This is a genomic window from Rhodoferax sp. TS-BS-61-7, assembly GCF_002943465.1.
GTDB lineage: Bacteria > Pseudomonadota > Gammaproteobacteria > Burkholderiales > Burkholderiaceae_C > Allorhodoferax.
This window is the reverse complement of the sequence record NZ_PTQY01000001.1, coordinates 325,494-350,584: the sequence shown is the minus strand read 5'-3', so window position 1 is coordinate 350,584 and position 25,091 is coordinate 325,494. Positions and strand designations below refer to the sequence as shown.

Here is a 25,091-nt window from a genome sequence, read left to right as displayed (position 1 = left end):
GGAATGGGCGGGTTGGAGTGAATTATTAGGTATTACCTAAGTATTTGCAAGGCAATGCCTAAATTATTTTAGGTAAGAGCTGACTTCCAGCGTTCCTCACTGATGATTTTTACCTTGCTGCCCTCGCGCTGAGCCTCTATGGCTTGCTGGATCTTGCGCCCGAATGACGTGTGTGCCCAACTGGGTGATGCGTTGGCGCCCAACACAAGGTAGTCGGTTTTTCCGTTAACGGTGCTGCGGAGTTCGGCTCCGGCTTGTACGGTAAGTTGCTCGCAGAAGCCGCGGGTTCCGTGTGCAAATTCGCCAGTGAGGCATACGCGAGCACTCTTCAGGTTCACGCTGCATTCGTTGTCAACCGGCAGAGCAATGACTTCCGGGCTGGCAGAGCCGGTTTCAGCAAACTGGTTGGCTGCAAGTCCAGTCAGCAGATCGAGCAGCTTGGTGCGTTCATTGGCATCGATGCTGCCGTCTGCAATGGCGGCCTCAATGACGGCTACAACGGCAGAGCCGGGCCATGTGCTGGCAACTGCCTGATTGTCGGTGAGCCATGTGTGCAGCATCTTCACTTCCAGATCGTGAAGGGCTCCGTCTGCCACGATGCCTGTGATGATGCCAAGCAGCATGGCGATGCCTTTGTCCTCGCGGCTTCTGATTTGGCTTTGCGAGGTTGCTGTGGTCATTTTGTGGAGTCTGTTTCGGCCAGGAGTTTCTTTAAGTCGCCAGTGAACAGAACAGTGACTTGTGTACGTGTGCAGGTCATTGAAACTTCGTCATTCATATCGACGTCCAGGTCTTCTCCCCGCAGCCCTTGCCAGGCAGCAAGGTAGTGGAGTGCCCCGATTTTGCTGCCCTTAATGGCCCGTTCCACGCCCCCCTTCCAGGGAAGAGGCGGCAGCTCGCCGGCTCGGGCTTTAGCTGCCAGAGCGGGTTCCTCTTTGGCCTTTTCGATTCCGCGTAGCCAGCTGGCGATCAAGCCTTTGTCCTTGCCTTCCATGCGATCTTCCCAGCGCTCAGCGAGGCTGGGAGGTCTGGTAATGCTTTGTTGTATCCGCATGGTCAGGCTGCGTTTCTGCGCGACAAAAGTTCTTCAATCACCGAGTCGTAGTGGTGTTTCTTCTCCGTAAGGGTCCTGATCAGTTCATCTTGTTCTTTGGTGGGGAGTCCATCGAAAAGGTCAAGTAGCACATGATGACGTGGATCAGGGCTGTGATACGAAATGCTTTCTTCACGTGCCACAAAACCCTCTTCTCCCAAATCAAGCCACCAGTCAATGCTTCGGCCAAATACGGTGACCAGGGTCGGGTAGTGCTTCTTGTGTATGCGGCCGTGTTCGTACCAGTCGTACACAGACGGTGGCTTAACGCCGAATTTTTCGGCCAAATCTTTGGGCTTGAGGCCCAGGCGTTCGGCTTCTTCTTTGAGCTTCACTCCCATGTGAATTGCTTTTTCCATGGGAGGAATTAGGCAATCTCGAAAATTATTCGGCAATGCCTTGTGAAAACCGTAGGTAATGCCTAATAATGTAGGCATGCAAAACACATCACCTGTCGGTTGTGCCGCCCAGTTTGTTGGTGGGTTGACTGTGCTGGCCCGCATATTAGAAGTTGCACCACCCACCGTGCACGAGTGGAAGGTGGGCAAACGCCCTGTGCCTGCCGCTCGGTGTCTGGCTATCGAGCTCGCCACCAAAGGTACTGTCACGCGTAAGCAGTTGCGGCCAGATGATTGGCACAAATATTGGCCAGAACTGGCCCAAGCCCCCGCCAACACTGCGCAAGCAGCTACTGAAACCGTAGCAGGGCAGGGGGCTTGACGTGGCAACTACAAACCGCGCTCCCCGCCGTGATTGGGTGCACCACCGTTTGGAGCAGTGGGGCAGGTGCTCCAGGTCGGGGGTGATGTACACGTCACGCACTGCCCGTTTTTTGGCGTGGCTGGTGTTTTGCCCGCCTTTCAATTGGATTGGCAACATGCAGACGCATGTGTCATCCGCGCAGTTGAAACAGATTTTTGGTGAGTACGACGCGCAGCCTATTTCCACGGCGACGGTTTTTCGCGGGCCGCCCGTATCACCGTTGTGGCCTGCCACTCCATTAGACCTGGATGGGTCGAAATGATGTTGTCGTCCAGCTGCAGCACGCTGATGTTGTCGCCAATTTTTGGCGCTATCGCTTTGGTCAGCACCTTGTGCAGGTCGCTCACCTCTAGCGGTGTGAACCCGACAAAGCCGAAGCAAATGTTGGAGTTCAAAAAGGCCGCTGAATCGGTCAGGTTGCTCTGCACTGCTGCGATGGCCGTTTTGCCAATTTGCAAGAAAGCGGCGCCCTCTCGCTTGGCGGTGAAGTGGATCAGTACCAGTACACGTTTCATGTTTTCGAGTTCCCCTTTTAGTGGCGTTGGTGGTGGTGAGAAGCTCCCATTGTCCGCTTGTAGGGGGCTCACCTTTTTCGCGTCTTGGGTACATGGCCGCAGTGTCTGCGCCGCTGTGCTGCCCGTCTATCACTACAACAGGAGCCCACAGCCATGACCACTCTGCGTGATCAAGCCCTCAACCTGGCCCGCGCCTACCCCGGTGGCGCTGCCGCCCTGGCCCTGCGCATGGGTAAGAACCCCACCACCCTAAACCACGAGCTGGTGGGGCAGGGCAGCGCCAAGCTGGGCCTGGAGGACGCGGCCACCATCACCGCTCTGACCGGCGACTTGCGCGTGCTGGAGGCCTGGAACGCAGAGCACGGCTTGGTGGTGATCCGCATGCCGCAGATACCCACCGGGCCCGTGGGGAGCTGCCTGGACAAGCTCAGCTCCACCGCCCGCGAATTTAGCGAGCTGGTGACCGAGGTGGCTGGCGACCTGGGTGATAACCGGCTGAGCGACAACGAGCTGCAGCGCATCGAGCGCGAGGCCGCCGAACTGCTGGCTGCTGTGCACCAGCTGCTGGGCGCAGCGCGCACCCTGAACGCTGAGGAGCACCGCCCATGAGGCCGGCCGGCGATGTACGTCAGGCCCTGTTCACAGCCGCCTGCAGTTACCACAGCGAGGGCCGTGCTGCCACGTTGCGTGAGCTGGCCCACTCCAGCCAGGTGGGGCTCAGCGATGCCCGCCGCTGCGTGGACAACATGAAGCGCGCCGGTGCGCTGCAGATTGTGGGCACCCGCCGCGTGGACTACCGTAACCGCCCGGTAAGCGAGTACGCCCCGGCTGCAGCTGACCCAGTGGCCAATGAGATCCAGCAGGGCTGGGTTGACCTTGGCAACTGCATGGCCGACTGGGTGAGGTAAGCCCCGCATGACGTTGACAAAGACCCCGGTGGTGGTCCTGCCGGTCTGGATGTTTGCCCCCTGCAGATTGGGGGCGCTGTATGGCAGAGCGTGAGCCGCTTCCCCCCATCCGCTTTGAAGCACTGAACGACGCGCTGCTGGATCGCATCGACTCCCTGGTGCCCGCCTGGCTGGATGGCGGCAGCATGAAGGGCAATGAGTACTTTGTGCACAGCTTCTGGCGGTCTGAAAAGACGCCAAGCCTATCGGTGTGCATGAAGGGCGCCCGCATTGGCAAGTGGCAAGACCACGGTGGCGAGCACAAGGGCGGCGACCTCATCTCTCTCTATGCAGCCATCCATGGAATGACTAACGGCGCGGCAGCGGTGCAATTGGCGCGCGAGCTGGGTCTAGAGTCTGTGGCCGGCGTGATGCCAGCGCAGGGTGCCCCCAAACTGGCTAAGCCTACCCCTGCGCCCGCACCAGTGGCGCCCCGCGTCAAACTGAAAGAGCCGTGGGTGACAGTGGCCCCGGTGCCCGATATGGCGCCCAAAGCCAATTTCAAACACGAGCACCGTCAGCCAGAGGACATTGAGCACCTAGCCACTTACATGGTGGACGGTGCCCTGTATGGCTACGTGGTCCGTTTTCGCACCAGCGATGGCGGCAAAGAAACCTTGCCCCATACCTGGTGCCAGAGCCAAGCCAACAGCACGCTGGCCTGGAAGTGGCGCACCTGGGTGGAGCCCCGGCCGCTGTACTTTCCTGGCGGTGTGTCGCCAGCTGCTGCCAAGGCTGCGGGGCGAGTGGTCACCGTCGTGGTGGTGGAGGGCGAAAAGAAAGCCGACATTCTGCAGAACCTGCTGGATGCCCGCGCGCCAGGTGTCTACCTGGTGGCCAGTTGGGCAGGGGGCTGCAAGGTGTGGGACAAGGCACTGTGGGAGTGGGTTGCCGGCACCGATGTGATCTTGTGGCCCGACTGCGATGGCAAGCGCGAGAAGCTGACCAACGCGGAGGCTGCTCAGTGCCTGGACGATGCGGCGCGTGACATAGCCGCGGCGACGAAGCCGCTGCTGCCTGCCAACAAGCAAGTGGGCATGAAGGCCATGCTGGGCATTGGTGCGCTGCTGCAGGGCACGCACGGGTGCAAGGTCCAGATCCTGCCCATTCCCGAGCCGCTGGCCGTGCCCGATGGTTGGGACTGTGCCGATGCCATCCAGACCGATGGCTGGGGCTTTGACCAGGTGCTGCAGTTCTTTGGCCGCGCGCAGCCACTCCCCGCTGCAGACGCGAAGCCAGAGGCCAAGGCGGCAGCTGGTGGATCGGGTGGCGGTAAAAAAATCGATCCCCCCGGTGGCCCTGTGGCCGGTGAAGATGAGTTTGACGGTGATGGCGATGCCTTCCAGGGCCACCTGGACTGGCTGTGCGATCAGCTCAAGTGCAAGGTGCACGAGATCGGCATCAACCGCCGCGCTGTGGTCACCGCACTGCGCAAGGCGCCCGCGCTCAAGCGTTGTCTGGGCCTCAACACACTGACCGGCGCACCCAGCACGCAGGTGCCATGGCCATGGCGTGAAAAGGCGGGCCCGCTGGAGGAGACCGATGCCTTGCGCCTGGGCGATTGGCTCAGCACGATCTACAAGGTCAAGGCTGCCAGCAAGGCCGCGCTAGAGGAGGCCATCGACACCGTGGCCGATGAGCGGCGCTTTCACCCCATCCGCGATTGGCTGCAGGGCCTGGAGTGGGATGGCACAAGCCGCATCGACAAGTGGTTGATCCATATCCTGGGCAAGGGCCCAGACAAAGATAAGCCAGGCACCACCGAGCTGGAGCGTAAACCCAAGCTCAAGCGCTATCACGAGCTGGTGGGGCGCTTCCTGCTCATGGGCCTGGTGGCGCGAGTGATGGAGCCTGGCTGCAAGTTCGATTACTCACCTGTATTTGAGGGCCTGCCAGGCCGTGGCAAGTCCACCCTGGTCAAGACGCTCGTGGGCGTGGAGTTTTTCAGCGACACCCACTTCGATGTGGGCAACGGCAAAGACGGCATGGAGCAGCTGGAGGGCCTGTGGGGCTACGAGCTGAGCGAGTTGACCGCCCTGCGCAAAGCCGATAGCGAGCAGGTCAAGCAGTTCTTCAGCTCCACGATTGACCGCTTCCGTGGCGCCTATGGCAAGTATGTGCAGGCCCACCCACGCCAGTGCGTGATCTTCTGCTCCACCAACAAGAAACAGTATCTGTACGACCTGACCGGCAACCGCCGCTTCTGGCCCATCTGGATCGAGCAGTTCATCAAGCTGGAGTGGCTGCAGAAGTGGCGTGAGCAGCTGTTTGCCGAGGCGTATCACCTGTACTCGCAAGGCGAGCGGTACACACCCACGCCACAGGAAGAAGCTGAGTTTTTCGAGCCTGAGCAAAAGAAGCGCCTGGTGGAAACTGCAGTGCAGTCCCGCCTGTACGAGATGCTGACCCGCGAAGGTTCACCAGGAGCTGAAGGCAAGGTAAGCAGCGACCTGAACGTGAACGCCACGTTTGTCACGTTGGACCGGCTGGTGGCAGCCCTGGGCACCGATGCGGCCAAGTCCAGCAGCTTGCTGGAGGCCCAGATCCGTGGCTGGCTGGAGGCCCACGGCTGGACGTATGGACGCGAGGGCGGTGGCCTGCGTCGCAGGGGCTACAAGCAGCCCAAGATGTGGCCACCCAAATTTGCGGATGAAGATGAAGAGGCACCGCCACCGGCGGGCCCAAGCAAACCCACTGGCGGCCCTGCACAGGGCACTGACCATGAGGACGATGACAATGTACCGTTTTGAGCAGCGATGGGCCTGTGCGCCCGAAAAGCTCTCGGTGCAGCAAACGCGCCGCAGCGCACCGGGTATGGGAGGCGAGATTCGCGATCCCCGGTGTGGTGCGGTAGCGGGGAAGTCATTGCACGCGCCTATGACGTAGCCAACCCAGTCGGCCCAGGGTGTAGGCGTCCACACGTCCACCCTTTGGCATGGAGCACACAGCGCGGTCCTATTCCTCCGAATACCGAGTTGAAGCTGCTGCATTGCCCGGTGGGTTTGGGCAACCCCGCATGCGCCTCCTTATATGTGGGCACGTGATGCAGGCAGGCGTGCGCTCGCACGCGCGCTCCCGAGCGATTTGTGTGTGTGTCATGTACTCAGTAATAAATAGTGGACGGATGGACGGCAATGAATATTCAGGACCAAATCCAGATCATCAAGACCAAGATGCCCGAGACCTACAAGGCCATCCAGGACCGCGAGAAGGGCGTCACGGATGTGATCGACGGCAAGCGGGTGACCGTGATCCCAGTCTATGGCGCGGAGGTCTATGCACTGGTGCGCCGTGGCCTGCGTGGTGAGCCCAACTGTTTCTGGGCCATGGAGGCAGGCTACGTCATGGGCACCCCCTTCAACATGCCCACCGTAAGCCGCGACATTGCCTGGTACATGGTGTCCTTCGGCTGTCTACACGTCTGCACGTTCCCCTTGCTGCCTTCGGAGGTCACCAATGGCACGCATTGAGTACATCCGCCACCGCTTGGAAGAGTGGGGCCGCTGGTGCCAGCAGTCCGAGTCCGGCGCCCTGGGCTACCCCAGCCAGTCCGCCTTTGCACGCATGGGCCCATCCGCCGGCCGCAATGAATCGGTGGTGCCCACCATTGCACTGCAGGCCAGCGAGATTGACGACGCTGTCAAGTCCCTGCAGCTCACCCAGTCGCACCTTTACCTGGTTGTGAAGCTGACCTATGCCGATGGTCTGCCGCGCCACTTGGTGGCCAAGCGCATGGCGCGTGCCGATTCCACCATCAAGGCCAACCTTGCAGCTGCCGACCAGGCGATTAGCCGCTGGCTAGAGGACAAGGCCGAACTGCAGCGCAAGGCCGCTGATAGCAGGCAACGCGCCACGCAGTGATTGACGCAAGGGGGTTTTACGTCATAGACCTTTTCGGTACATTTCAGGCAAGCTGTCTCGTTCGTGCGACCACCCCGAACATGACAGCCCGACAAACCCCGCAGGCCACTACCTCGCGGGGTTTTTCTTTGATCAGTTCAGCGCTGGATGATGAGTAGGGAAATCCTCCCCAGCGCTTAATGCAAGCAACTGACGCACTTGGCGAGCCCTGCCTTTCCTTGTGTGGGTGGTTGCAGATCGAGCGGAGAGTGAGAGCAGCGGGTGGAAGCCCCGCACCAATACAACCACGCCGAGAAGGGCAACGGTTGTGTGTCAACGCCAGGGGCTTCGGTCCCTGGCTGAGACTTGCACCAAGCCCATGATGTTCTGAGAAAACCAGAAACATCCCCGAGCGGGGAACCGATCGCAGGGCAGTTCAACACCACTCATTGATGGCCACGGCCTTCTAACCATTCTGAACTGACCCTGCCCCTATGCCCATCAGCGCACCAAAGCCTTGCGGCCATCCTGGCTGCGGTGTGCTGGTCCGTGATGGCACAAGCCGCTGCCCCAAGCACCCTAAGCCTGCATGGGCCAAGCCTGTCAAGGCGACCAAGCGCATCACAGGCAGGCGGCTGCAGCGAATGCGTGCCGACCTTTTCCAACGTGACCCGCTCTGTGCTGAGTGCAGGCGCCATGGTCGCGTGACCTTGGCAACACAGCGCGACCACATCAAGCCATTGGCGGAAGGTGGCGCGGATGACGAAACCAATGAGCAGGGCTTGTGTGACGACTGCCACGAAGAGAAGAGTCTTGCCGAAGCCCTGAGAGGCCGCCGCCGATCCGCAGGGTAGGGGGGTGGTCAAAAGTCTAGAACCCACCCACCGGAAACCGGCCGCTTCCTCATTTTTTTACGCGCGCAGGTTTTGGGAGGGGGGGTACTCCCCTGCGCTGAACTGACCCGAAGGAAAACACCATGACTGGATCACGCGGACCGCTGCCCAAGCCTACCGCGCTGAGGCTGCTCGAAGGAAATGCGGGCAAGCGCGCCCTGGACTTGTCGGCTGGAGTAAATCCCCAGATCGTTGTGCCAAGTGCCCCCAAGCACCTGGGTCCAGAGGCTCGCAAAGAGTGGAAGCGAATCACGCCCATCTTGTTTGAGCTGGGCCTGATCAGTGGACTCGACCGCGCTGCACTGGCTTTGTACTGCCAGGCTGTGGGTCGTTTGTCCGAGCTGGAGACTGCCTTCAATGGTCAGGTCGATCGTTTGGTCGCTGATAAAAAAATGCCGTACTCGGATGCAGTCTATGAGGCCAGCTACTCAACTACGCCATCAGGCTACGCCCAGCAGAGCGTGATTGTTCAGCTGCTCAAGTCGCACCGCGAGCAGGTCAACCGCTACCTGATGCACTTTGGCCTGAGCCCTGCGGCCCGCGGCCGTGTCCAGGCCAGCAACTATGTGCAGCCAACGCTGCCAGGCATCGACCCCAAACCTGAGACGCGGCCCACCGGCTTCGCCATGTTCACAAATCCGAATCGATGAACCCATACGTCGAACGCGCGCAGCAGTACATGCGCGATGTCCTCGACGGCACGATCCCAACCTGCAAGTGGACCCGCCTGGCTGTACAGCGCCAGGTGGATGATTTGCAGCGCCAACCCAGTGAGGACTGGCCCTGGGTGTTCGATGCCGACATGGCATCGCGCCCCTGCGCCTTCATTGAGCTGCTGCCGCACATCAAGGGTAAGTGGGCGCGCGATGGCCGACTGCTGGAGCTGGAGCCCTGGCAGTGCTTCATCCTCACCACCGTCTTCGGCTGGGTTCATCACGAGACCAAACTGCGCCGCTTCCTGGAGGCCTACGAAGAGGAAGCCCGCAAGAACGGCAAGAGCGCCAAAGGCTCTGGGCTGCTGCTTTACATGCTGGCTGCTGACGGTGAGCACGGCGCAGAGTGCTACACCGCCGCGACAACACGCGACCAGGCGCGCATCGTGTTCGATGACGCCAAGGCCATGGCAGAGCGCTCGCCCGGCCTACGCACCCACCTGGGCGTGGCCATCATGCAGCACAGCCTGACGGTGGCCCACACCTCCAGCAAGGCCGCACCGCTGGCCGCTGAAGGCAGCACGCTGGACGGTTTGAATGTCCACTTTGCGCTCCTGGATGAGCTGCACGCTCACAAGACGCGGGCGGTGTACGACGTGATCGACAGCGCTCGTGGTGCCCGTGAGCAGTCGCTGTTGTGGACCATCACCACCGCCGGCACCGACCGCAGCGGCATCTGCTACGAGCGCCGCACCCATGTGACCAAGATCCTGGATGGCGTCATCACGGATGACCGCGTTTTCGGGATCATTTACACACTGGACGACGGTGATGATCACTTTGACCCGGCCGTCTGGATCAAGGCCAACCCCAACTTGGGCAAGTCCGTCCAGCTCGACGAGATGAAGGCGCAGGCCAGCAAGGCGCAGGCGATGCCCAGTGCGCTGAGCAACTTCCTGACAAAGCGCTTGAACGTCTGGGTATCTGGTGAGAGCCCCTGGATGGACATGCGCGCCTGGGACCGCTGCGGAAGCAAAGAGGTCAGCATCGAAACCATCCCTGACGGCGTCAAGCTGTACATGGGCCTGGATCTCGCGCAGAAGAAAGACTTTGCTGCGCTGACGCTGTCCTGGGAAGAGGACGTGCTGGTGCCAGGCGCAGACGGTGTTTACGCACCAGAGCGCAAGCGTGTGTGGCGCGTGTGCACACGCCTGTACTTGAACGAGCTGGCGATCCAGGAGAGCGGCAACGCCCACCTGGCCGGCTGGGCCCGCCAGGGTTACGTGGTTGTGACCGATGGCGACCTGACCGACTTCGACGTCGTGGCCGACGACATGCGCAAGTATTGCCGGCGCTTCGATGTGCAAGAGATCGCCTTTGACCCGGCGTTGTCTATGTACTTTGCGGGCAAGTTGATCGAGGAAGGCCTGCCACTGGTTGAGATCGCGCAGCGCTCAGTCTTTTTCACCCCGGTGCTCATCCAGGTGGAGAACATGGTGCGCGAGGGGACGCTGCAGCACGAAGGCAACCCGGTGATGGCGTGGATGGTCAGCAACCTGGTGGTGAAGCAGTCCAAGTTCAATGAACTGATGGCGCCGACCAAAGAGCGACCTGAAAACAAGATCGACGGCCCCATGGCCATGCTGATGGCACTGGGCAGAGCACTGGCGACTGTAGAGAGCAACGAAATCCAACAAGGCTTTGTAATACTGTGAAAACTCAACCCACTACTTGGAGCGCCGTGCAAGGTCGCGCTGCCGAACCCGGCAGCACCATCTTGAATCAGTGGCGAGCCACGCGTGAAGCGGGGCGATCGCAGGCGCTGCAGCCGGTGGAGAACGCTGCGACCGTCAGCACGGCCGACAGCACTGCGGAGATCCTGGACTTCTTTGGCGTGCGTCCTGGTGCATCCGGCATGCACGTGACGCCAGACTCCGCCATGCGTGTCTCGGCTGTAGCTGCGTGCGTGCAACGGATCACGGGCGCTGTCACCAGCATGCCTATCAACCTGTACGAGCGTACAGAAAAAGGGCGCCAACCCTTGGAGGGGGATGCCAAGTGGTGGCTGCTCAATGAGTCGCCCACGGCCGCCTGGACAGCTGCCAGTATGTGGGAGCAAGTTCTCGCAGACATGCTGCTCAAAGAGAGCGGCTTTGCTTTCATTGGCCGCAGCAACAGCGGCGAGATCCGGGAGCTGGTGCCCATCCCCTGGAGTGCCATTCTGGTGGAGCGGTACAAAGGCTCTGGCCGGCTCAAGTACTACGTCAACGACATCACCACCTACGGTGCTGACCAGGACGACATCCTGCACTTCCCCGGTTTTGGCTTCGATGGCCTCCGTGCCAAGAGCGTGATCGCTTTTGGTGCACGCAACGCCACCGGCAATGCCATGGCCATGGATGAGTACAGCGGCAAGTTCTTTGGCGGTGGTGCCCACCCGAGCATCGTGCTCAGTACTGAGAAGGGGATGAAAGATCCCCAGATCTCGACGCTGCAGCAGATGTTTCTTGCCAAGTACTCGGGCATGGACAACGCGCACCGCCTGCCACTGGTGCTGACCGAGGGCCTGAAGGCCAGCAATCTGAGCCTTACAGCCGAGGACGCCCAGCTCATTGAAAGCCGCAAGTACCAGGTGGTGGACATAGCCCGCGCCTTTGGTGTGCCGCCGCACCTTATTGGTGAGACCAGCGCCAGCACCAGCTGGGGCAGTGGCCTGGAGGAAATGAGCCGCGCGTTCATCGCCTTCACCGTCAACCAGCACCTCAAGCGGATTGAGCAGGAGCTGAACCGCAAGATCTACCCACGGTCCCAACGCTTCTACCTGGAGTTTTTCCGAGACGCCCTGATGGAGGGCAACAGCAAAGCCCAGAGCGAATACAACCGCGCTGCCATCGGCGGCCCTGGCAGCGGCCCCGGCTGGATGACGGTGGATGAGGTACGCAAGACCCGCCACCTTCCACCGCTGGGCGGCGAGGCAGACAAGCTGTTCACACCCGCAACCCCTACCAAAGCGCCCGGCGCTGGAGAACCGAAGCCATGAAAAAACTACTGCAGTTCCTGCGCGACAACGCAGCCAACGAGCGCAAGCCGCTCAACCTGATCCGCAACGAAGCGAACAGCGAGGCCACGCTCTACATCTATGACGTGATCGACGCCTGGTGGGGTGTGTCTGCATCGCAGATCGCGCCAACCATTGCGGCGCTGGACCCCAGCACCACGCTGCACCTGCGCATCAACTCCCCCGGTGGTGATGTGTTTGAAGGCCGCGCCATCCGCACTGCCATCCAGCAGTTCAAGGGTAAGACCATCGCCCACATCGATGGGCTGGCAGCCAGTGCAGCCACCAGCATCGCTGATGCGGCTGATGAGGTCGAGATCACCCAGGGCGGCTTTTACATGATCCACAACGGGTGGACATACGCCATGGGCAACAAGTCCGAGCTGGCCAAGACCGTGGAGCTGCTGGCCAAGGTTGACGCCTCCATCATTGCCGACTACACCACCCGCACCGGCAAGACCTCGGTGGAAATTGCAGCCTGGATGGATGCAGAAACCTGGTTCAGCGCTGACGAAGCGGTGGCCAATGGCTTTGCTACCCGTCTGGCCGCGCTGCCGGACAAGACCGAGAACCACGCCCAGGCCAAGACCTGGAACCTCACTGCCTACGACAAAGCGCCAAAGGCGCTGCTGGAGGCCAAGCCACCAGAACCCGCCCCCGACTACGAAGCACAGCGCGCCCTCAATGAGCGCCGTCTGCGGCTTCTGCAGAACGCCTGAAGCGCTCGCCGCATCAGCGATCCCTGCCGCCTTCGGGCGGCTTTTTTATTTGTTGCTCACTTTTTAAGGAACCCCCATGAAGAGCATTCAAGCACTGCGCGAGCGCAAAATCGAACTCGCACGCCAAGCCAACCATATCCTCGCCGAGAAGGGCGACCAGACATGGACCAAGGAAGACCAGACCAAGTACGACGGCCTGATGAATGAGCTGGAGCTCATCGGCACCCAAATCAACGCCCACCAGCGCCAGCTGGATGCCGAAGCAGACAACGTCTTTGTGCAGAAGCCCGGCACTAAGGTCGTGGACGGCGACATCAACAAGCTGGCCGCTGTAGCCTTGTACATGCGTCACGGCAACAACGTGACCGCCGAGCAGGCCATCGCCATCCGCAACGCCATGAGCACCACCACCGGCGCTGAAGGCGGCTTCACCGTTCCCGCCGAAGTCTCCAAGATGGTTATCGACGCCCTCAAGGCCTATGGCGGCATGCGCGACGTGGCAACGATCCTGCCCACTGAGTCCGGCAACGCTTTGACCTACCCTGCAAGCGACGGTACAGCGGAAGAGGGTGAGATCGTTGGAGAAAACGCAGCGGCGACCACTGGTGAAATCACCTTCAGCAACGTGCCGCTCAACCCGTTCAAGTACAGCTCCAAGAAAATCGCTTTGCCGGTTGAGCTGATCCAGGACAGCGCCATCGACGTGATCGCTTTCGTGGTTAACCGCTTGGCCACCCGCTTGGGCCGCATCACCAACAAGCACTACACCATCGGCACTGGTACCGGTCAGCCATGGGGCATCGTGAACCGCGCTTCTGCAGGCAAGGTGGGCACTACGGGCCAGACCCTTACCGTGATTTACGACGACTTGGCAGACCTGTTCTACAGCATCAACCGCGCCTACCGTCGTGGATCTGCCTGGAGCTTGGCAGATACATCCCTGCGCAACATCCGCAAGATCAAAGACACCGCAGGCCGTCCGATCTTCACGCCTGGCTATGAGGCAGGCATCACGCAAGACGCACCTGATCTGCTGATGGGCAAGCCGATCGTGATCAACGACGACGTGCCAGCCATGGCTGCCAACGCCAAGTCCATCCTGTTTGGTGACCACAAGCAGTACACCATCCGCGATGTGGCCGGCTCCACCGCCATCCGCCGCTTCGATGACTCTGCCTTTGCCCTCAACGGCCAGGTGGGCTTCTGCGGCTGGCAGCGCACCGGCGGCAACTTGCTGGACACAGCTGCCGTCAAGTACTACCAGAACAGCGCCACCTAAGCGCCCTGGTAGGCAGATCCGGGCACGCTGGCCGTGCCCGGCCCTCAAACCCCATTTCTCGGAATCATTCCCATGACAAAGAAACTCATTGCGCTGGCCGTCATTGCGGCTGGCGTCTTGGCTGTGGACTCCAAAGAGATCCCAGTCGGTCAACCCTTCGAAGCCGCTGACGACCTGGCCGAAAAGCTGATCGCCGCTGGCGACGCCAAAGAAGAGGCGCCTGCAGCCCCTGCACCTGCCAAGGGCAAGACGGTCAAAGCCCGTGTCCTGGTTGACGGCACCCTTGGCAAGATCAATCAGGTGATCGATGTCCCGCAAGAGAACGTCAAGACCTTGGAATCTGAAGGCCAGATCGACACCAGCAAAGCCGCCGTCACCTACGCCTTGAGCCTCAAGACTGACGACTAACCCCGCGCACTGCTGCGTGATGCACTCCACCCGCTGGAGTGCATTGCAGAGCAAACCCGCTCACCTATTCAAAGCCCACCATGTCCAGCTTACCAATCAAAGACGCCGACAACAACACCCGCCGGGTGGACGTTTTCACGCGCACCGAAGGCGCAGAGATGGTGGAAACCCAGGCAGTTGTCCTGGTAGACCCTGCCAGCGGTGCGCCAGTGGATCTGGCGACCCAAACCACAGTGGCCGCGCTGCTGACCGCAGCCCAGGCAATACAGGCCGCTGCCGAGGCACTTAACGCCAAGACCACCGCCATCAACACTGGCGCGATCGAGGGCACCGTGGCCCTGGACGGGGCCAGCCTTGCGGCGCTGGAAAACGTCACAGTGTCTGCAGCCAGCCTGGGCGAGCCCGGCAACACCCCAGCCACAGACGACACCGGCACTTTCAGCATCATCGCCCTGCTCAAGCGGGCGCTGGGCTTCTGGTCGTCTTTGGCCAGCGTGGTGCGCGCCACCAATAGCCCATTCACCGATGGCGACAAAGGCCTGATGATCCTGGGCAAGCGGCGCGACAGTGACAGCACCATAGTGGCTGACGGTGACTACGCTGGCTTCAATATGGATGAGGTAGGGCGCCTCAAGGTCGCCACACAGCCAGGCTCGGTACCGGCAGTCTCTGGCCAACTCACTGCAGCAGGCCAGGCTGTGGCCATTGCCACCGGCCGCATCGGAACGCTGTCCATCGCAATGGTGGCCACCACCCTGGTGGGGCACAACGCCATGTTTGAGTTCAGTAACGACAGCACCAACGGGGCCGACGGCAACTGGAAGACCGTGCAGGCCGTCCGCACCGACAGCAACATCATTGAGCCCACCACGGGTGTGCTCGCAGCAACCCCGGCCTATGGCTGGGAACTGAACGTATCCGCGTATGCCTGGTTTCGCGTGCGCGCCACGGCTCACACCAGTGGCACAGCTGCCTACACCCTCAAGCCTGGTGCCTATGCCAGCGAGCCGGTGCCCAGCAGCCAGAACCCGCCTCTGGTGCCCTTAACCTTCACCCAGGCCGGTGTCATCGCGATCAATACCGACCTCATGGTGATCGACTGCTTGAACTACCGATCGGTGCTCATTCAGGCCACGAGCCTCGGGACTTCCGGCGTCATTACTCCTGCATGGTCCAACGACGGTTTGACCTATGTCGCCCCCACGATGCACAACACATCGGGTGGAGCCAGCGGGACCGTGCAGGCTGGCAGCATCTATCGCATGGACGTTGGCGGCCGATATCTGCGGCTTCGACTCACAACCGCAACAACCGCCGGCACGACGACGTTGTCTGTGCAGTGCAGCCAGAACTCCGTTCCGCTGTCTGTTGCAATTCTTGGTACCCCTTCGTTTACGGCTGCTGCAGGCACAAACCGCATTGGCTTCATTGCTGGATCAGGTACTTACTCGGATGACAGCAATGGAGCGTTAGCGTCCGCAGCTTCGTTTACTGGTAGCAGTCGTGACTTGACCGCCGTTGCTTCGGCAACATCGTTTAACAGCGCAAACACGATGGCGAAAGAACTACGGGTTGGCGCCGAGTCCGATCAATCCGGCACTCTCTGGTTGGAGGTGTCACGCGACAACACAAACTGGCGTCGCATCAAGGCCGTACCCACTGCGGCGGTCACTGGTGGCGGCCAGTACGCCGAGATCGTGCACCGCCCGAGCTGGCGCTATGCACGCGTTGGCTTCACTAATGGCGCGACTTTGCAAGGTCGTTTTTCCATCGGCACTATTTTGATGGCTGCTTAACCATGAACGAATTTCCCATCTGCCCCTTGTGTGGCCAGCCGGTCAACACCAACACCGACGCGCATGTCACCGAAGCTGATGGCGTCACGGTGAAGCACCACGAGTGCCCGCAACCAGAGGCCGAGCCCCCAGCGGCCGAGTAAGTCGCATGCTGCTCTTGCTGCTGAAAGGCCCCAGCGGGCCTGTCTACACGTCTGCACCCATGGGCGCAGGCTACATGCGCGCGCCGGCAGCCAGCAGCCGCCCACTGCAGGCCGCCATGGTGCGCCCAGCAGCTGGTGCGCAAACCCGCGTGGCCACTGGCAACACCAGCCGCCCCCTGCAACCCAACACCACCAGGTAGCCAATATGTCCGCCATCCGCACCGGTACCCCCAGCGCCGAACCCTGGACCCTTGCCGAGGTCAAGACCCACCTCAAGGTGGACCACACCGAAGAGGACGCACTGATCGGCGCGCTGCTCACCGGCGCCCGCGAAAACGCGGAGGAACGCTTGGGCCGCACCCTGTGCAACACGCCCTGGCGCCTCACGCTCGACGGCTTCCCGAGCGCCATCAAGCTGCCTATGCCCCGCGCCCTGGCGGTGCAGTCGGTCAAGTACCTGGATGGTGACGGCGTAGAACGTACCCTGAACCCAGCCGACTACCTGCTGGACGACGTGAGCGAGCCCGGCTTCCTGGTGCCCGCTTACGGCAAGGCCTGGCCCGCCACGCAGTGCCGGATCAACGCCCTGGTGGTGGAGTACACCGCCGGCTACGGCCCGGCCGCCACCGCCATCCCCATGCCGGTACGCCAGTGGGTGCTGCTGGTGGTGATGGAGATGTACCGCAACCGCAGCCTTACCTCTGAGGTCAAAGCCATCCCGCACGACTTTGCAGCCAGCCTGCTGGACTATTACAAGATCTGGAGCATCTAGCCATGGCCAGCAAACTGCCAGCCGACGGTGAGCTGAACCGCCGCATCAACCTCCGCCTGCGCACCGATGTGCCCAACGCCAGCATGGGCACCGATGAGGTGTACAGCGCAGGCATCTGGCGCTGGGCCAAAAAAGAGCCCATCCGCAGCATTGCCATCCGGGCAGGGGAGAACACGGGCGAAGAGCCCACCGACCTGTTTTGGGTGCGCTGGGCCAGCGGCACCAAGCCCGACGACATCACCCTGGCCCACGTGATCGACTTTGGCGGCCACCGCTTTCGGGTGCTGGACACCATCGATGTGGACGACTTGCACCAGTTCACCCGCATCACGGCAAAAGACCTGGGAGTGATTGATGTCCCTTAACAAAGAGCGATATCGCACCGGCAACGACATCAGCGGCATCCGCATGGATGTGGGCCTGCAGTTCCACAAAACGATCGACTACGACCGGCGCCAAATGCGCCGCGCCCTCAACGCCGGTGCCAACCACCTGCGCAGAGAAGCGCGCCGCTTGCTGGCCCGCCGTGGCGTGGTGTCCTTGCCTGGCGAGACACCGGGCCAAGACACTGGGCGCCTGGTCCGCTCCATAGGCACCATCACCCGCGGCTCCAAAGGCGGCTGGGTGAAGGTGGGCCCGCGCACCATCAAGGGCAGCGTGTTCTACCCGGCGTTTCTGTTCTACGGCAGCCCTAAGACCGGGCTGGAGGCGCGTGCCAACTTCATGGAGATCGCCTTGCAGAACAAACGCGAGCTGGTACGCAGCGAAGTACGCGCCGCACTCAAAGACTCACTGGTGCCGAGGTAACGCATGGAACTAGAACCCATCATTGAAGCCCTGCGCACCCGCTTGCCAGTGTTTGGCAACCGCGTGGGCGGTGCCGTCCAGTTCAAGGCCTTGGGCGAGAAGTCAACCCTGCAAAGTCCCTGCGCCTACGTCATCCCACTGGACGACAACGCCAGCGAGCGCAAGGCCGGCAACACCGCCAGGCAAGAGATCACCGATGGCTTTGCCGTAGTGGTAGTCATGAGCAACAAGCCCGACGAAAAAGGGCAGGGCAGTGCACTCAATGCCCACAACATGCGCACCCTGCTGTGGGCCGCGCTGTTAGGTTGGTGCCCCAGTGAAGAGTACGACCCCATCGTCTACGAAGGCGGCCAGCTCATGAAGCTGGACCGCGCAGAAATGTGGTTCCAGTACGAGTTCTCAGCCATGACCGAGATCACCGACGCCGATGGATGGCGCAACACAGAGCTGAACGGCCTGCCGCACTTTGACGGCCTGGACGTGCAGCTGGATGCCATAGAGCCCTTTGACCCCAACCGTGGGGCCACAGGGCCCGATGGCCGCAACGAAACCGGCGGGGCCTGGCCCCGCACTGGCAGCCTCGAATAGAGGCCGCCACCTGTTACCGCATGCCCGCCACCCAGCGGGCTTTTTTTTGTCCCACCCTAGGAGTCCACTCCCATGTCTATTTCGTTTTCCAAGATCCCGGCCGGCGTGCGGGTGCCCCTCTTCTACGCGGAGATGGACAACAGCCAGGCAGGCTACTTCACGCAAAACAAGCGCGCCATGCTCATCGGCCAAAAGCTGGCCGCCGGCAGCCAGGCCGTCGACACGCCCATCCTGGTGTCCACCACCGACCAGGCCAAGGTCCTGTTTGGCGTGGGCTCCATGCTCGCCCGCATGCACGAGCTGTTCCGCGCGCAAGACCCGTTTGGCGAGGTCTGGTGCCTGGCAGTGGCTGACGCAGGCGCGGGTGTTGCCGCCACGGGCACCATCACCGTCACCGGCACCGCCACTGCAGCCGGCACCATTCCCCTGTACATCGCAGGCCAGCTGGTCAGCGTGCCTGTGGCCTCTGCAGACGCAGCCAACGCCATTGCCGCCAGCATCAACGCGGCCATCAACGCCGCCACAGGCCTGCCAGTCACCAGCACCGTGGCCACTAACGTGGTCACCGTCACCTGCCGCTGGAAGGGCCTCACCGGCAACGACATCACCGTCCTGGACAGCTTCCGCGGCGCAGCGGGTGGCGAGGCACTGCCAGCTGGCGTGGCCCTGGCTTACAGCGGCAGCGGCAAGCTCGCCAGTGGCACGCTCAACCCCACCCTCACGGGCACCCCCATCACCGCCCTGGGCGATGAAGAGTACGACTACATCATCCACCCCTACACCGACAGCACCAGCCTGGACGCCATTCAAGCCGAGCTGAACGACGCCACCGGCCGCTGGAGCTGGGCCCGCCAGGTGTATGGCCATGCCTACTCCGCCCTGCGTGGTGCGGTGGCAGCGCTCACCACCGCTGGTGGCTTGCGCAACGACCCGCACCACACGCTGGCCGCGATCGATGTGGACTGCCCCAACCCCGCCTGGGAATACGCGGCCGCCTACGGTGGTGCCAACGCCGTCTGTCTGAATGCTGACGCCGCACGCCCCACCCAGACCACGGTGCTAAACGGTATCCTGGCGCCACGCCCCGGCAAGCGCTTCCTGCTTACCGAGCGCCAGAGCCTGCTCAGCTACGGCATCGCCACCAGCAGCTACGGCCCTGGCGTGGTGCGTGTGGAGCGCGCCATCACCACGTACCAAAAGAACGCCTTTAACCAGGCCGACCCCAGCTACCTGGACAGCGAAACCCTGCACACCCTCACCGAGGTCACCCGCCGACTGCGCAGCCGCATCACGCAAAAGTACCCGCGCCACAAGCTGGCCAACGATGGCACCAACTTCGGCCCCGGCCAAGCCATCGTCACGCCCAACGTCATCCGCGGCGAGCTGGTGGCCGAGTACCTGGACATGGAGCGCGACGGCCTGGTGGAAAACGTCGCCCTGTTCAAAAAGTACTTGATCGTGGAGCGCAACGCCACCAACCCCAACCGCCTGGACGTGCTGCTGCCGCCTGACCTGATCAACGGCCTGCGCATCTTTGCGGTGCTCAACCAGTTCCGCCTGCAGTACGCAGCCAACGCCTAAGCCAGGCACAACCCCAGTTCATTGAAAGGAACTCAACACCATGGCAAGTAAACGACTGGCAGGCGTCTGCTACATCAAAGTGGACGGCGAGCAGATCGAAGTCTCGGGCGGCCTAGAAGCGCCCCTGTCAAAGACCAAGAAAGAGGCCGTGCAAAGCGCGGCGCGCACTGTGGGCTTCAAAGAAACACCCATTGCGCCTTACGTCAAGGTCACCGGCATCCTGGTGCCCGGCTTCCCCAAAGCCAAGCTGGAGAGCGGAACCGACATGACTGTCACCGCCGAGTTTGCCAACGGCGACGTGTACACCCTGTCTGGCGCCTGGTTCGGTGGTGAGTCTGCCCACAAGGGCGACGACGGCACCGCAGAGCTGGAGTTTGGTGGCACGGACGGGGAGTGGAAGGAATGAGCGGCCCCAAAGAAATCAAGCTCAAGAAGACCATCACGGCGCATGGCAAAGAGGTGTCGGTGCTGTCGCTGCAGGAGCCTGAGCCAGAAGACCTGTTTGCCCTGGGCTCGCCGGTCCTCATCGTCCCCAGCGCCACGGGGGACTCCGGCATTGAGATCCGCGCCAAGGTCATTGCGGCCTACATCTCGCGGCTGGCCAAGATCCCGCCCAGCAGCGTGAAAGAGATGCACATCGCGGACATCTACAAGTGCCAGGAGTGGCTGCTCCCTTTGTTGCAGGGCGAGGGGACATAAACCAGTTTGTAGACCGCCTTTTTGAGGTGGCCTACTTCTGGCGGCTAGATCCTGCCGTCCTCCTCGCCATGCCGCTTAGCCGGTACGACCTTTTCGCCCGCCAGGCAGAGCGCCTGGCCACCAAAATCAATCAGGAGTAATCGCCATGGCCGACAACTGGCAACTCAAGGCAGTGCTGTCTGCCAACGCACAGGGCCTGCTCAAGACGCTGGACAGCGTCAACAAAGCCACCCGCAGCACCCGCAAGCACCTGGCAGACATTGGCAGTGGCTCGCTCAAGCTGGCCCAGAACTTGGCGCTGCCCGTGGGCCTGCTGGGTGGGCTGGCTGCAGGCTTCAGCGTGGCGGGTGTGGTGCAGGCGGCCAAGAACTTTGCGCTCATGGGCGACGAAGTGGCCAAGGGCAGCCAAAAGGCAGGCCTAAGCATCAGCGAGTGGCAGCGGTGGAACTACGTGGCAGGCCAGTCCGGCATCGAGGCCGCCACGCTCAACAGCTCCATGGGCCGGCTGAACAAGCAGATTGCAGAGGCTGCGGCCGGTAAGAACAAAGACCTGGCAGCGCTGTTTTCCAAGGCCCGCATTGGCATGCGTGGCGCCAATGGCGAGCTGCGCACCAGTTCTGAGCTGCTGCCCCAGATTGCCGATCTGTTCGCCCGCAACGGCAACGAAGCCACCCGCGCCCGCATGGGCAATGCCATCTTTGGCAAGAGCTGGCAAGACCTGGCGCCGTTGCTGCTCGGTGGCAGCGACGGCATCGCCCAGCTCACCCTGCGCTACAAAGAGCTGGGCCTGGAAGTGGAGGAGGGCGCCATCAAAGCCGGCGAGGCCTTTGGTGACCAGATGGACGACCTGAACCTGGTCACCAAGTCCTACGCCAACACCATTGCCGCCAAGCTGCTGCCGGTGCTCAGCCCGCTTCTGGAGAAAACAATCCAGTGGGCGGTAGCAAATCGGGCCGTCATCACCACCAAGATCACCGACTTTGTGGCCGGCTTTGCCAACGCCATGGGGCGGGTGGACTGGAACAAGGTGGTTGAGGGCGTTGGTGGTTTCTTCAATGGCCTCATGAGTCTGGTGGAGTGGCTGGGCGGCGCTCGCAATGCGCTCATCGCGCTGGTGGTATTCATGAACTTGAATAGCATCGTTGCGCTCGCCCAGATCATTGGCTCGGTCGGCAAGTTTGCGTTTGGGCTTTACGGCTTGGCAGCCAGCGCTGTGCCTGCCGCTGTCACGAGCATGAGCACGCTCACCATGGCGATGGCCAGCGCCAACGCCGGCGGCACCACTCTGCTAGGCACGGTTGGCCTGCTGGTGGCCAAGCTGGCCGCTGCAGGGGCCGCTGGCTATGCGGTGGGCACGGGCCTGAGCTGGTTGATCGACAAGGGCATTCAGTCGGCCACTGGTGACAAAGACGCATCCCTTGGAACTTGGGTGTATGACAAATTCAACGACGACCCCATGGCGCAGATGAACGCGGCAGCCAAGCCCAATCTGGTGGGCAGCACAAACCGCGTGCAAGCCAGTGGCGCAGTCAACATCAAGTTTGAGAACGCCCCACCTGGAATGCGCTTTGAGCAAGAGATCACTCGCTCAGATATCCCAATCAACACCAGCGTGGGTTATCGATCCTTCGCCACTGGAATGCCATAAGCCATGTCCGAACTCTCCAAAGCCCTGCGCCCTGCCAGCTTCCGGGGTGTACCGTTTGAGGTACTGGAGGCCAGCGGTACCGCTGGTCGCCGTACTGAAACGCACGAGTACGCCAAACGCGACAAGCCCTTTGTAGAGGACAACGGCCGCGCCACACGCCCCATGCGCTTTGAGGGCTTTGTGGTGGGCCGTGACTACGTGGCCAAGGCAAAAGCGCTGCTGGATGCGCTGGAGGCCCCTGGCCCTGGTGCTCTGGTACACCCATGGTTTGGCACAGTTACGGTGTCCATTGAGAATCCCGCCGGCTACACCTTCGACAACGCGCTGGGCAAGGCCACCTTTCAGCTCAGCTTTATCGAATCTGGCGAGCTGACCTTCCCCAGCGCTGTCAGTAGCACCCCCGCCCAGAGCCGCCTGGCCGCCAGCGCGCTGGAGGTGGCCGCTGCAGACGACTTTGCCCAAACGTTCATGGTGGACGGCTTCCCGGACTTTGTGGAAGAGGGCGCCACCACAGGCCTCACGCAGGCCTTTGGCCGCGTGGCCAGCGGCACCGTGCCAGGCCTGGGCGCGCTGGACTATGCCAACACCGCCAGCAGCTACCTGCAGACCGGCCTGGCCTTGCTGCGCAGCCCTGCAGCCCTGGCGCAGACGGTGGTGGCCTTCCTGGGCGTGTCTGGCTACGCCACCAGCGGCCTGCAGTGGGGGGCGTTGGCGCAGTCGCTCATCCGCCTGGCACAGCACGCCAGCTTTGCAGTGCCTGCAGCGCCTGTTGTCTACACGCCTGCACGCCAGCAGGCTTACCAAAACACGCTGGCCACCAACGCACTCATGCGCCAGGTGCTGCTTGCCCAGGCGGTGGGCGCCAGCAGCCTGGTGGGCGCCACGGTTTACGACGACACAGTGCTGCTGCGCGATTCCCTCGCTGGCGCGCTGGATGCTGAATCGCTGCATGCCAGCGACAACAGCTATGAAGCGCTGCAGAGCGCCCGCGGCAAGGTGTGGCGCGACCTGACCGAGCGCGGCCGCGACGGTGCCCGCCTGACCACCCGCACCCCGCTAGACACCACGCCCGCCCTGGTGCTGGCGTATGACATTTACGAAAACGCAGACCGCGAGAGCGAGATCTGCACCCGCAACGCAGTCCGCCACCCCGGCTTTGTGCCGCCCGCCCCCTTGAAGGTGCTAACCCGATGACAGCAGAGCCCAATGACCCCCACAACACCGTGCGCCTGGTGGTCAACGGGCAAGAGTACGGCGGTTGGAAGTCCGTGCGCATAGAGGCCGGCATCGAACGCCAATGCCGCAGCTTTGACCTGGGGGTCACCGACCGCTGGCCCGGCCAGACCGACATACCCCGGCGCATCGTTCCGGGTGATGCGTGCCAGGTGTTCATTGGTGCCGACCTGGTGCTCACCGGCTACGTGGACGGCACCCCTGTGCGCTACGACGCGGACAGCGTGGGCGTCGGCGTCAAGGGCCGCAGCAAGACAGCCGACCTGGTGGACTGCTGCCCCGTGCCCGCCGGCGAGAGCCTGAGCGCCGTGGTGGCGCAGTGGCGCACCCAGCAGCTGCCCGGTGTTGCCAAGCCGCCCCCCAAGAGCGCAGTGCAGTGGCGTGGCCAGAAGCTGGAGCAAATCGCAGCCGCCCTGGCTGCCCCCTATGGCGTGCGTGTGGTGGCCGAGGTAGACACCGGCAAGGCCATCGCAGACCACCAGGTGCAGCAAGGTGAGAGCGTGTTTGAGAGCATCGACCGGATGATGCGCCTGCGCCACGTGCTGAGCACCGACAACGGCCAGGGCGACCTGGTACTCATCACCGTGGCCAGCGGCGGCCGCGCCACCACAGCGCTGGAGCTGGGCGTCAACATCAAGACCGGCGCGGCAGAGCTGGACTACAAGGGCGTGTTTAGTGACTACATCGTCAAAGGCCAGCGCGCTGGTGATGATGAATCCTTTGCCGGCGACGTGGCCGAGGGTGAGGGCACCAGCCTGGCAGCCGACAGCCGCGCCAAGCGCCGCCGTGTGCTGGTGATCAAGCAAAGCGGGCAGGCCGATGAAGGCACCTGCCAAGAGCGTGCCAACTACGAGCGCGCCCACCGCGCCGCCAAAGCCCTGCAGGCCAGCTACACCGTGGTGGGCTGGCGGCAGCAAGACGGCACGCTGTGGCAGCCCAACCAGCTGGTGCGCGTGCGCGACCCAATCATCGGCTTTGATGCGGACATGCTGGTGGCCGAGGTGGCTTGGGTGCTTGACGCCAAAGGCCTGCGCACCGAGGTGCGCGTGGGACCGCCAGACGGCTATGTGAACAAGGTGGGTCAACTCAAAGCGGCAAAGAGCCAAAAGGGCGGTGGCGATGCCTGGAGCGATGTGAAATGACCGACATGAACAAGCTGCTGGGCCCCATGGCCCGCAGGCTGGGCAACATGGTGGCGCGCGGCAAGGTGCTGGCGGCCAACAGCCTTGGCAAGCTGCAGATCCTGCAGCTGGGCCTGCTGGCCGGCGAAACCAAAGACCGGGTGGAGCACCTGGAGCCCTTTGGCTTTACCGCCAAGCCGCTGCCGGGTGCCGAGCACGTGACCCTGTTCCTGGACGGCGACCGCAGCCACGGCGTGACCGTGGTGGTGGCTGACCGCCGCTACCGCCTGCAGGGCCTTGTGGATGGCGAAGTGGCCATGTACGACGCATTCAACAACAAGATCCACCTCAAGGCGGACGGCACCCTGGACATTGTGGCCAGCGGCAGCGTGCAGATCACCAGCCAGCTGGTCACCATCACCGGTGATCTGCAGGTGGGCGGGACCATCACCGCTGCAGAGGTGCTTGGCGGTGGCAAGAGCCTGGCCACCCACACCCACCCCAACGGCACGCCCAACACGGGCACACCCAACTAG

At 62.2% G+C, this 25,091-nt stretch carries 31 protein-coding genes; 27 read left to right on the top strand and 4 right to left on the bottom strand.

Going from position 1 to position 25,091, the window contains the following annotated elements; translation table 11 throughout:
* Positions 1-68 precede the first annotated feature (68 nt).
* The 3 genes from C5F53_RS01655 to C5F53_RS01645 form a co-directional block, all read right to left on the bottom strand.
* Positions 69-680: a BRCT domain-containing protein gene (locus C5F53_RS01655; protein WP_105259590.1), complete on the bottom strand. Its 612-nt coding sequence runs from the start codon at positions 678-680 to the stop codon at positions 69-71.
* Positions 677-994, bottom strand: a complete 318-nt coding sequence (locus tag C5F53_RS01650; RefSeq protein ID WP_201740770.1) for a hypothetical protein — start codon at positions 992-994, stop codon at positions 677-679. The genes C5F53_RS01655 and C5F53_RS01650 overlap by 4 nt, the downstream gene beginning before the upstream one ends.
* 62 nt (positions 995-1,056) lie before the next feature.
* On the bottom strand, positions 1,057-1,452 hold the full coding sequence (locus tag C5F53_RS01645; protein WP_105259588.1) for a hypothetical protein: 396 nt from the start codon (positions 1,450-1,452) through the stop codon (positions 1,057-1,059).
* A 58-nt stretch (positions 1,453-1,510) separates the two neighbouring features.
* On the opposite strand from C5F53_RS01645, the gene C5F53_RS01640 reads away from it, so the two are divergent.
* Entirely contained in the window at positions 1,511-1,813 is a 303-nt protein-coding gene (locus C5F53_RS01640) for a transcriptional regulator (RefSeq protein WP_370446695.1), read from the top strand.
* Positions 1,814-2,031: 218 nt separating this feature from the next.
* Here C5F53_RS01640 and C5F53_RS01635 read toward each other — a convergent pair whose 3' ends face one another.
* On the bottom strand, positions 2,032-2,370 hold the full coding sequence (locus C5F53_RS01635) for a hypothetical protein (RefSeq protein ID WP_105259586.1): 339 nt from the start codon (positions 2,368-2,370) through the stop codon (positions 2,032-2,034).
* A gap of 153 nt (positions 2,371-2,523) precedes the next feature.
* On the opposite strand from C5F53_RS01635, the gene C5F53_RS01630 reads away from it, so the two are divergent.
* The 26 genes from C5F53_RS01630 to C5F53_RS01510 all read left to right on the top strand — a co-directional run bounded on the left by C5F53_RS01630 (position 2,524) and on the right by C5F53_RS01510 (position 25,091).
* Positions 2,524-2,979 carry a phage regulatory CII family protein gene (locus C5F53_RS01630; RefSeq protein WP_105259585.1) on the top strand — a complete coding sequence of 152 codons (456 nt, stop codon included), beginning with the start codon at positions 2,524-2,526 and terminating at the stop codon, positions 2,977-2,979.
* The gene (locus C5F53_RS01625; RefSeq protein ID WP_105259584.1) at positions 2,976-3,278 is read left to right on the top strand and encodes a hypothetical protein; all 303 of its coding nucleotides are present in this window, start codon (positions 2,976-2,978) and stop codon (positions 3,276-3,278) included. The genes C5F53_RS01630 and C5F53_RS01625 overlap by 4 nt, the downstream gene beginning before the upstream one ends.
* Positions 3,279-3,358: 80 nt before the next feature.
* Positions 3,359-6,067, top strand: coding sequence for a VapE domain-containing protein (locus tag C5F53_RS01620; protein ID WP_105259583.1), 2,709 nt, complete (start codon positions 3,359-3,361; stop codon positions 6,065-6,067).
* 384 nt (positions 6,068-6,451) lie between these two features.
* Positions 6,452-6,787 (top strand): hypothetical protein, encoded by a 336-nt coding sequence (locus C5F53_RS01615; RefSeq protein ID WP_105259582.1) that lies wholly within the window; start codon positions 6,452-6,454, stop codon positions 6,785-6,787.
* Complete coding sequence (locus tag C5F53_RS01610; protein ID WP_105259581.1) at positions 6,774-7,178, top strand: antiterminator Q family protein; 405 nt, start codon at positions 6,774-6,776, stop codon at positions 7,176-7,178. The genes C5F53_RS01615 and C5F53_RS01610 overlap by 14 nt, the downstream gene beginning before the upstream one ends.
* Before the next feature lie 473 nt (positions 7,179-7,651).
* Positions 7,652-8,011, top strand: a complete 360-nt coding sequence (locus tag C5F53_RS20750) for an HNH endonuclease (RefSeq protein ID WP_105259580.1) — start codon at positions 7,652-7,654, stop codon at positions 8,009-8,011.
* 122 nt (positions 8,012-8,133) lie between these two features.
* Positions 8,134-8,700 carry a phage terminase small subunit P27 family gene (locus C5F53_RS01600; protein WP_105259579.1) on the top strand — a complete coding sequence of 189 codons (567 nt, stop codon included), beginning with the start codon at positions 8,134-8,136 and terminating at the stop codon, positions 8,698-8,700.
* Positions 8,697-10,418 carry a terminase large subunit gene (locus C5F53_RS01595; protein WP_105259578.1) on the top strand — a complete coding sequence of 574 codons (1,722 nt, stop codon included), beginning with the start codon at positions 8,697-8,699 and terminating at the stop codon, positions 10,416-10,418. The genes C5F53_RS01600 and C5F53_RS01595 overlap by 4 nt, the downstream gene beginning before the upstream one ends.
* Positions 10,419-10,444: 26 nt before the next feature.
* Positions 10,445-11,743 carry a phage portal protein gene (locus tag C5F53_RS01590; protein WP_105259577.1) on the top strand — a complete coding sequence of 433 codons (1,299 nt, stop codon included), beginning with the start codon at positions 10,445-10,447 and terminating at the stop codon, positions 11,741-11,743.
* Positions 11,740-12,480, top strand: a complete 741-nt coding sequence (locus tag C5F53_RS01585; protein WP_105259576.1) for a head maturation protease, ClpP-related — start codon at positions 11,740-11,742, stop codon at positions 12,478-12,480. Before C5F53_RS01590 ends, C5F53_RS01585 begins: the two co-directional genes overlap by 4 nt.
* 76 nt (positions 12,481-12,556) lie before the next feature.
* Positions 12,557-13,759 carry a phage major capsid protein gene (locus tag C5F53_RS01580; protein WP_105259575.1) on the top strand — a complete coding sequence of 401 codons (1,203 nt, stop codon included), beginning with the start codon at positions 12,557-12,559 and terminating at the stop codon, positions 13,757-13,759.
* Between the two features lie 72 nt (positions 13,760-13,831).
* Positions 13,832-14,167, top strand: a complete 336-nt coding sequence (locus C5F53_RS01575; RefSeq protein WP_105259574.1) for a hypothetical protein — start codon at positions 13,832-13,834, stop codon at positions 14,165-14,167.
* Positions 14,168-14,247: 80 nt separating this feature from the next.
* Positions 14,248-15,963 (top strand): hypothetical protein, encoded by a 1,716-nt coding sequence (locus tag C5F53_RS01570; RefSeq protein ID WP_105259573.1) that lies wholly within the window; start codon positions 14,248-14,250, stop codon positions 15,961-15,963.
* A 2-nt stretch (positions 15,964-15,965) separates the two neighbouring features.
* Complete coding sequence (locus C5F53_RS20210) at positions 15,966-16,106, top strand: hypothetical protein (protein ID WP_161499863.1); 141 nt, start codon at positions 15,966-15,968, stop codon at positions 16,104-16,106.
* Positions 16,107-16,111: 5 nt separating this feature from the next.
* The gene (locus C5F53_RS01565) at positions 16,112-16,306 is read left to right on the top strand and encodes a hypothetical protein (protein ID WP_105259572.1); all 195 of its coding nucleotides are present in this window, start codon (positions 16,112-16,114) and stop codon (positions 16,304-16,306) included.
* 5 nt (positions 16,307-16,311) lie between these two features.
* Positions 16,312-16,878, top strand: a complete 567-nt coding sequence (locus tag C5F53_RS01560) for a head-tail connector protein (protein WP_105259571.1) — start codon at positions 16,312-16,314, stop codon at positions 16,876-16,878.
* Positions 16,879-16,880: 2 nt separating this feature from the next.
* Positions 16,881-17,243, top strand: coding sequence for a head-tail adaptor protein (locus tag C5F53_RS01555; protein WP_105259570.1), 363 nt, complete (start codon positions 16,881-16,883; stop codon positions 17,241-17,243).
* Positions 17,233-17,685: a hypothetical protein gene (locus C5F53_RS01550; protein WP_105259569.1), complete on the top strand. Its 453-nt coding sequence runs from the start codon at positions 17,233-17,235 to the stop codon at positions 17,683-17,685. Before C5F53_RS01555 ends, C5F53_RS01550 begins: the two co-directional genes overlap by 11 nt.
* Before the next feature lie 3 nt (positions 17,686-17,688).
* Positions 17,689-18,273, top strand: a complete 585-nt coding sequence (locus C5F53_RS01545) for a hypothetical protein (RefSeq protein WP_105259568.1) — start codon at positions 17,689-17,691, stop codon at positions 18,271-18,273.
* Positions 18,274-18,345: 72 nt separating this feature from the next.
* Positions 18,346-19,854, top strand: a complete 1,509-nt coding sequence (locus C5F53_RS01540) for a phage tail sheath C-terminal domain-containing protein (RefSeq protein ID WP_105259567.1) — start codon at positions 18,346-18,348, stop codon at positions 19,852-19,854.
* A gap of 40 nt (positions 19,855-19,894) precedes the next feature.
* A complete protein-coding gene (locus C5F53_RS01535) occupies positions 19,895-20,260 on the top strand; it encodes a phage tail tube protein (protein WP_105259566.1) in 366 nt (121 codons plus the stop codon).
* Positions 20,257-20,553, top strand: coding sequence for a phage tail assembly protein (locus C5F53_RS01530; RefSeq protein ID WP_105259565.1), 297 nt, complete (start codon positions 20,257-20,259; stop codon positions 20,551-20,553). Before C5F53_RS01535 ends, C5F53_RS01530 begins: the two co-directional genes overlap by 4 nt.
* Positions 20,554-20,698: 145 nt before the next feature.
* The gene (locus C5F53_RS01525) at positions 20,699-22,201 is read left to right on the top strand and encodes a hypothetical protein (RefSeq protein WP_105259564.1); all 1,503 of its coding nucleotides are present in this window, start codon (positions 20,699-20,701) and stop codon (positions 22,199-22,201) included.
* A gap of 3 nt (positions 22,202-22,204) precedes the next feature.
* The gene (locus C5F53_RS01520; RefSeq protein ID WP_105259563.1) at positions 22,205-23,395 is read left to right on the top strand and encodes a DNA circularization protein; all 1,191 of its coding nucleotides are present in this window, start codon (positions 22,205-22,207) and stop codon (positions 23,393-23,395) included.
* Positions 23,392-24,576, top strand: coding sequence for a phage baseplate assembly protein (locus C5F53_RS01515; RefSeq protein WP_105259562.1), 1,185 nt, complete (start codon positions 23,392-23,394; stop codon positions 24,574-24,576). The genes C5F53_RS01520 and C5F53_RS01515 overlap by 4 nt, the downstream gene beginning before the upstream one ends.
* The gene (locus tag C5F53_RS01510) at positions 24,573-25,091 is read left to right on the top strand and encodes a phage baseplate assembly protein V (RefSeq protein WP_201740769.1); all 519 of its coding nucleotides are present in this window, start codon (positions 24,573-24,575) and stop codon (positions 25,089-25,091) included. The genes C5F53_RS01515 and C5F53_RS01510 overlap by 4 nt, the downstream gene beginning before the upstream one ends.

Bases quoted from the DNA above. Each gene is read 5' to 3' on its own strand.
- C5F53_RS01655 (WP_105259590.1), bottom strand. From the start codon at position 680: ATGACCACAGCAACCTCGCAAAGCCAAATCAGAAGCCGCGAGGACAAA.
- C5F53_RS01650 (WP_201740770.1), bottom strand. From the start codon at position 994: ATGGAAGGCAAGGACAAAGGCTTGATCGCCAGCTGGCTACGCGGAATC.
- C5F53_RS01645 (WP_105259588.1), bottom strand. From the start codon at position 1,452: ATGGAAAAAGCAATTCACATGGGAGTGAAGCTCAAAGAAGAAGCCGAA.
- C5F53_RS01640 (WP_370446695.1), top strand. From the start codon at position 1,511: ATGCCTAATAATGTAGGCATGCAAAACACATCACCTGTCGGTTGTGCC.
- C5F53_RS01635 (WP_105259586.1), bottom strand. From the start codon at position 2,370: ATGAAACGTGTACTGGTACTGATCCACTTCACCGCCAAGCGAGAGGGC.
- C5F53_RS01630 (WP_105259585.1), top strand. From the start codon at position 2,524: ATGACCACTCTGCGTGATCAAGCCCTCAACCTGGCCCGCGCCTACCCC.
- C5F53_RS01625 (WP_105259584.1), top strand. From the start codon at position 2,976: ATGAGGCCGGCCGGCGATGTACGTCAGGCCCTGTTCACAGCCGCCTGC.
- C5F53_RS01620 (WP_105259583.1), top strand. From the start codon at position 3,359: ATGGCAGAGCGTGAGCCGCTTCCCCCCATCCGCTTTGAAGCACTGAAC.
- C5F53_RS01615 (WP_105259582.1), top strand. From the start codon at position 6,452: ATGAATATTCAGGACCAAATCCAGATCATCAAGACCAAGATGCCCGAG.
- C5F53_RS01610 (WP_105259581.1), top strand. From the start codon at position 6,774: ATGGCACGCATTGAGTACATCCGCCACCGCTTGGAAGAGTGGGGCCGC.
- C5F53_RS20750 (WP_105259580.1), top strand. From the start codon at position 7,652: ATGCCCATCAGCGCACCAAAGCCTTGCGGCCATCCTGGCTGCGGTGTG.
- C5F53_RS01600 (WP_105259579.1), top strand. From the start codon at position 8,134: ATGACTGGATCACGCGGACCGCTGCCCAAGCCTACCGCGCTGAGGCTG.
- C5F53_RS01595 (WP_105259578.1), top strand. From the start codon at position 8,697: ATGAACCCATACGTCGAACGCGCGCAGCAGTACATGCGCGATGTCCTC.
- C5F53_RS01585 (WP_105259576.1), top strand. From the start codon at position 11,740: ATGAAAAAACTACTGCAGTTCCTGCGCGACAACGCAGCCAACGAGCGC.
- C5F53_RS01580 (WP_105259575.1), top strand. From the start codon at position 12,557: ATGAAGAGCATTCAAGCACTGCGCGAGCGCAAAATCGAACTCGCACGC.
- C5F53_RS01575 (WP_105259574.1), top strand. From the start codon at position 13,832: ATGACAAAGAAACTCATTGCGCTGGCCGTCATTGCGGCTGGCGTCTTG.
- C5F53_RS01570 (WP_105259573.1), top strand. From the start codon at position 14,248: ATGTCCAGCTTACCAATCAAAGACGCCGACAACAACACCCGCCGGGTG.
- C5F53_RS20210 (WP_161499863.1), top strand. From the start codon at position 15,966: ATGAACGAATTTCCCATCTGCCCCTTGTGTGGCCAGCCGGTCAACACC.
- C5F53_RS01565 (WP_105259572.1), top strand. From the start codon at position 16,112: ATGCTGCTCTTGCTGCTGAAAGGCCCCAGCGGGCCTGTCTACACGTCT.
- C5F53_RS01560 (WP_105259571.1), top strand. From the start codon at position 16,312: ATGTCCGCCATCCGCACCGGTACCCCCAGCGCCGAACCCTGGACCCTT.
- C5F53_RS01555 (WP_105259570.1), top strand. From the start codon at position 16,881: ATGGCCAGCAAACTGCCAGCCGACGGTGAGCTGAACCGCCGCATCAAC.
- C5F53_RS01550 (WP_105259569.1), top strand. From the start codon at position 17,233: ATGTCCCTTAACAAAGAGCGATATCGCACCGGCAACGACATCAGCGGC.
- C5F53_RS01545 (WP_105259568.1), top strand. From the start codon at position 17,689: ATGGAACTAGAACCCATCATTGAAGCCCTGCGCACCCGCTTGCCAGTG.
- C5F53_RS01540 (WP_105259567.1), top strand. From the start codon at position 18,346: ATGTCTATTTCGTTTTCCAAGATCCCGGCCGGCGTGCGGGTGCCCCTC.
- C5F53_RS01535 (WP_105259566.1), top strand. From the start codon at position 19,895: ATGGCAAGTAAACGACTGGCAGGCGTCTGCTACATCAAAGTGGACGGC.
- C5F53_RS01530 (WP_105259565.1), top strand. From the start codon at position 20,257: ATGAGCGGCCCCAAAGAAATCAAGCTCAAGAAGACCATCACGGCGCAT.
- C5F53_RS01525 (WP_105259564.1), top strand. From the start codon at position 20,699: ATGGCCGACAACTGGCAACTCAAGGCAGTGCTGTCTGCCAACGCACAG.
- C5F53_RS01520 (WP_105259563.1), top strand. From the start codon at position 22,205: ATGTCCGAACTCTCCAAAGCCCTGCGCCCTGCCAGCTTCCGGGGTGTA.
- C5F53_RS01515 (WP_105259562.1), top strand. From the start codon at position 23,392: ATGACAGCAGAGCCCAATGACCCCCACAACACCGTGCGCCTGGTGGTC.
- C5F53_RS01510 (WP_201740769.1), top strand. From the start codon at position 24,573: ATGACCGACATGAACAAGCTGCTGGGCCCCATGGCCCGCAGGCTGGGC.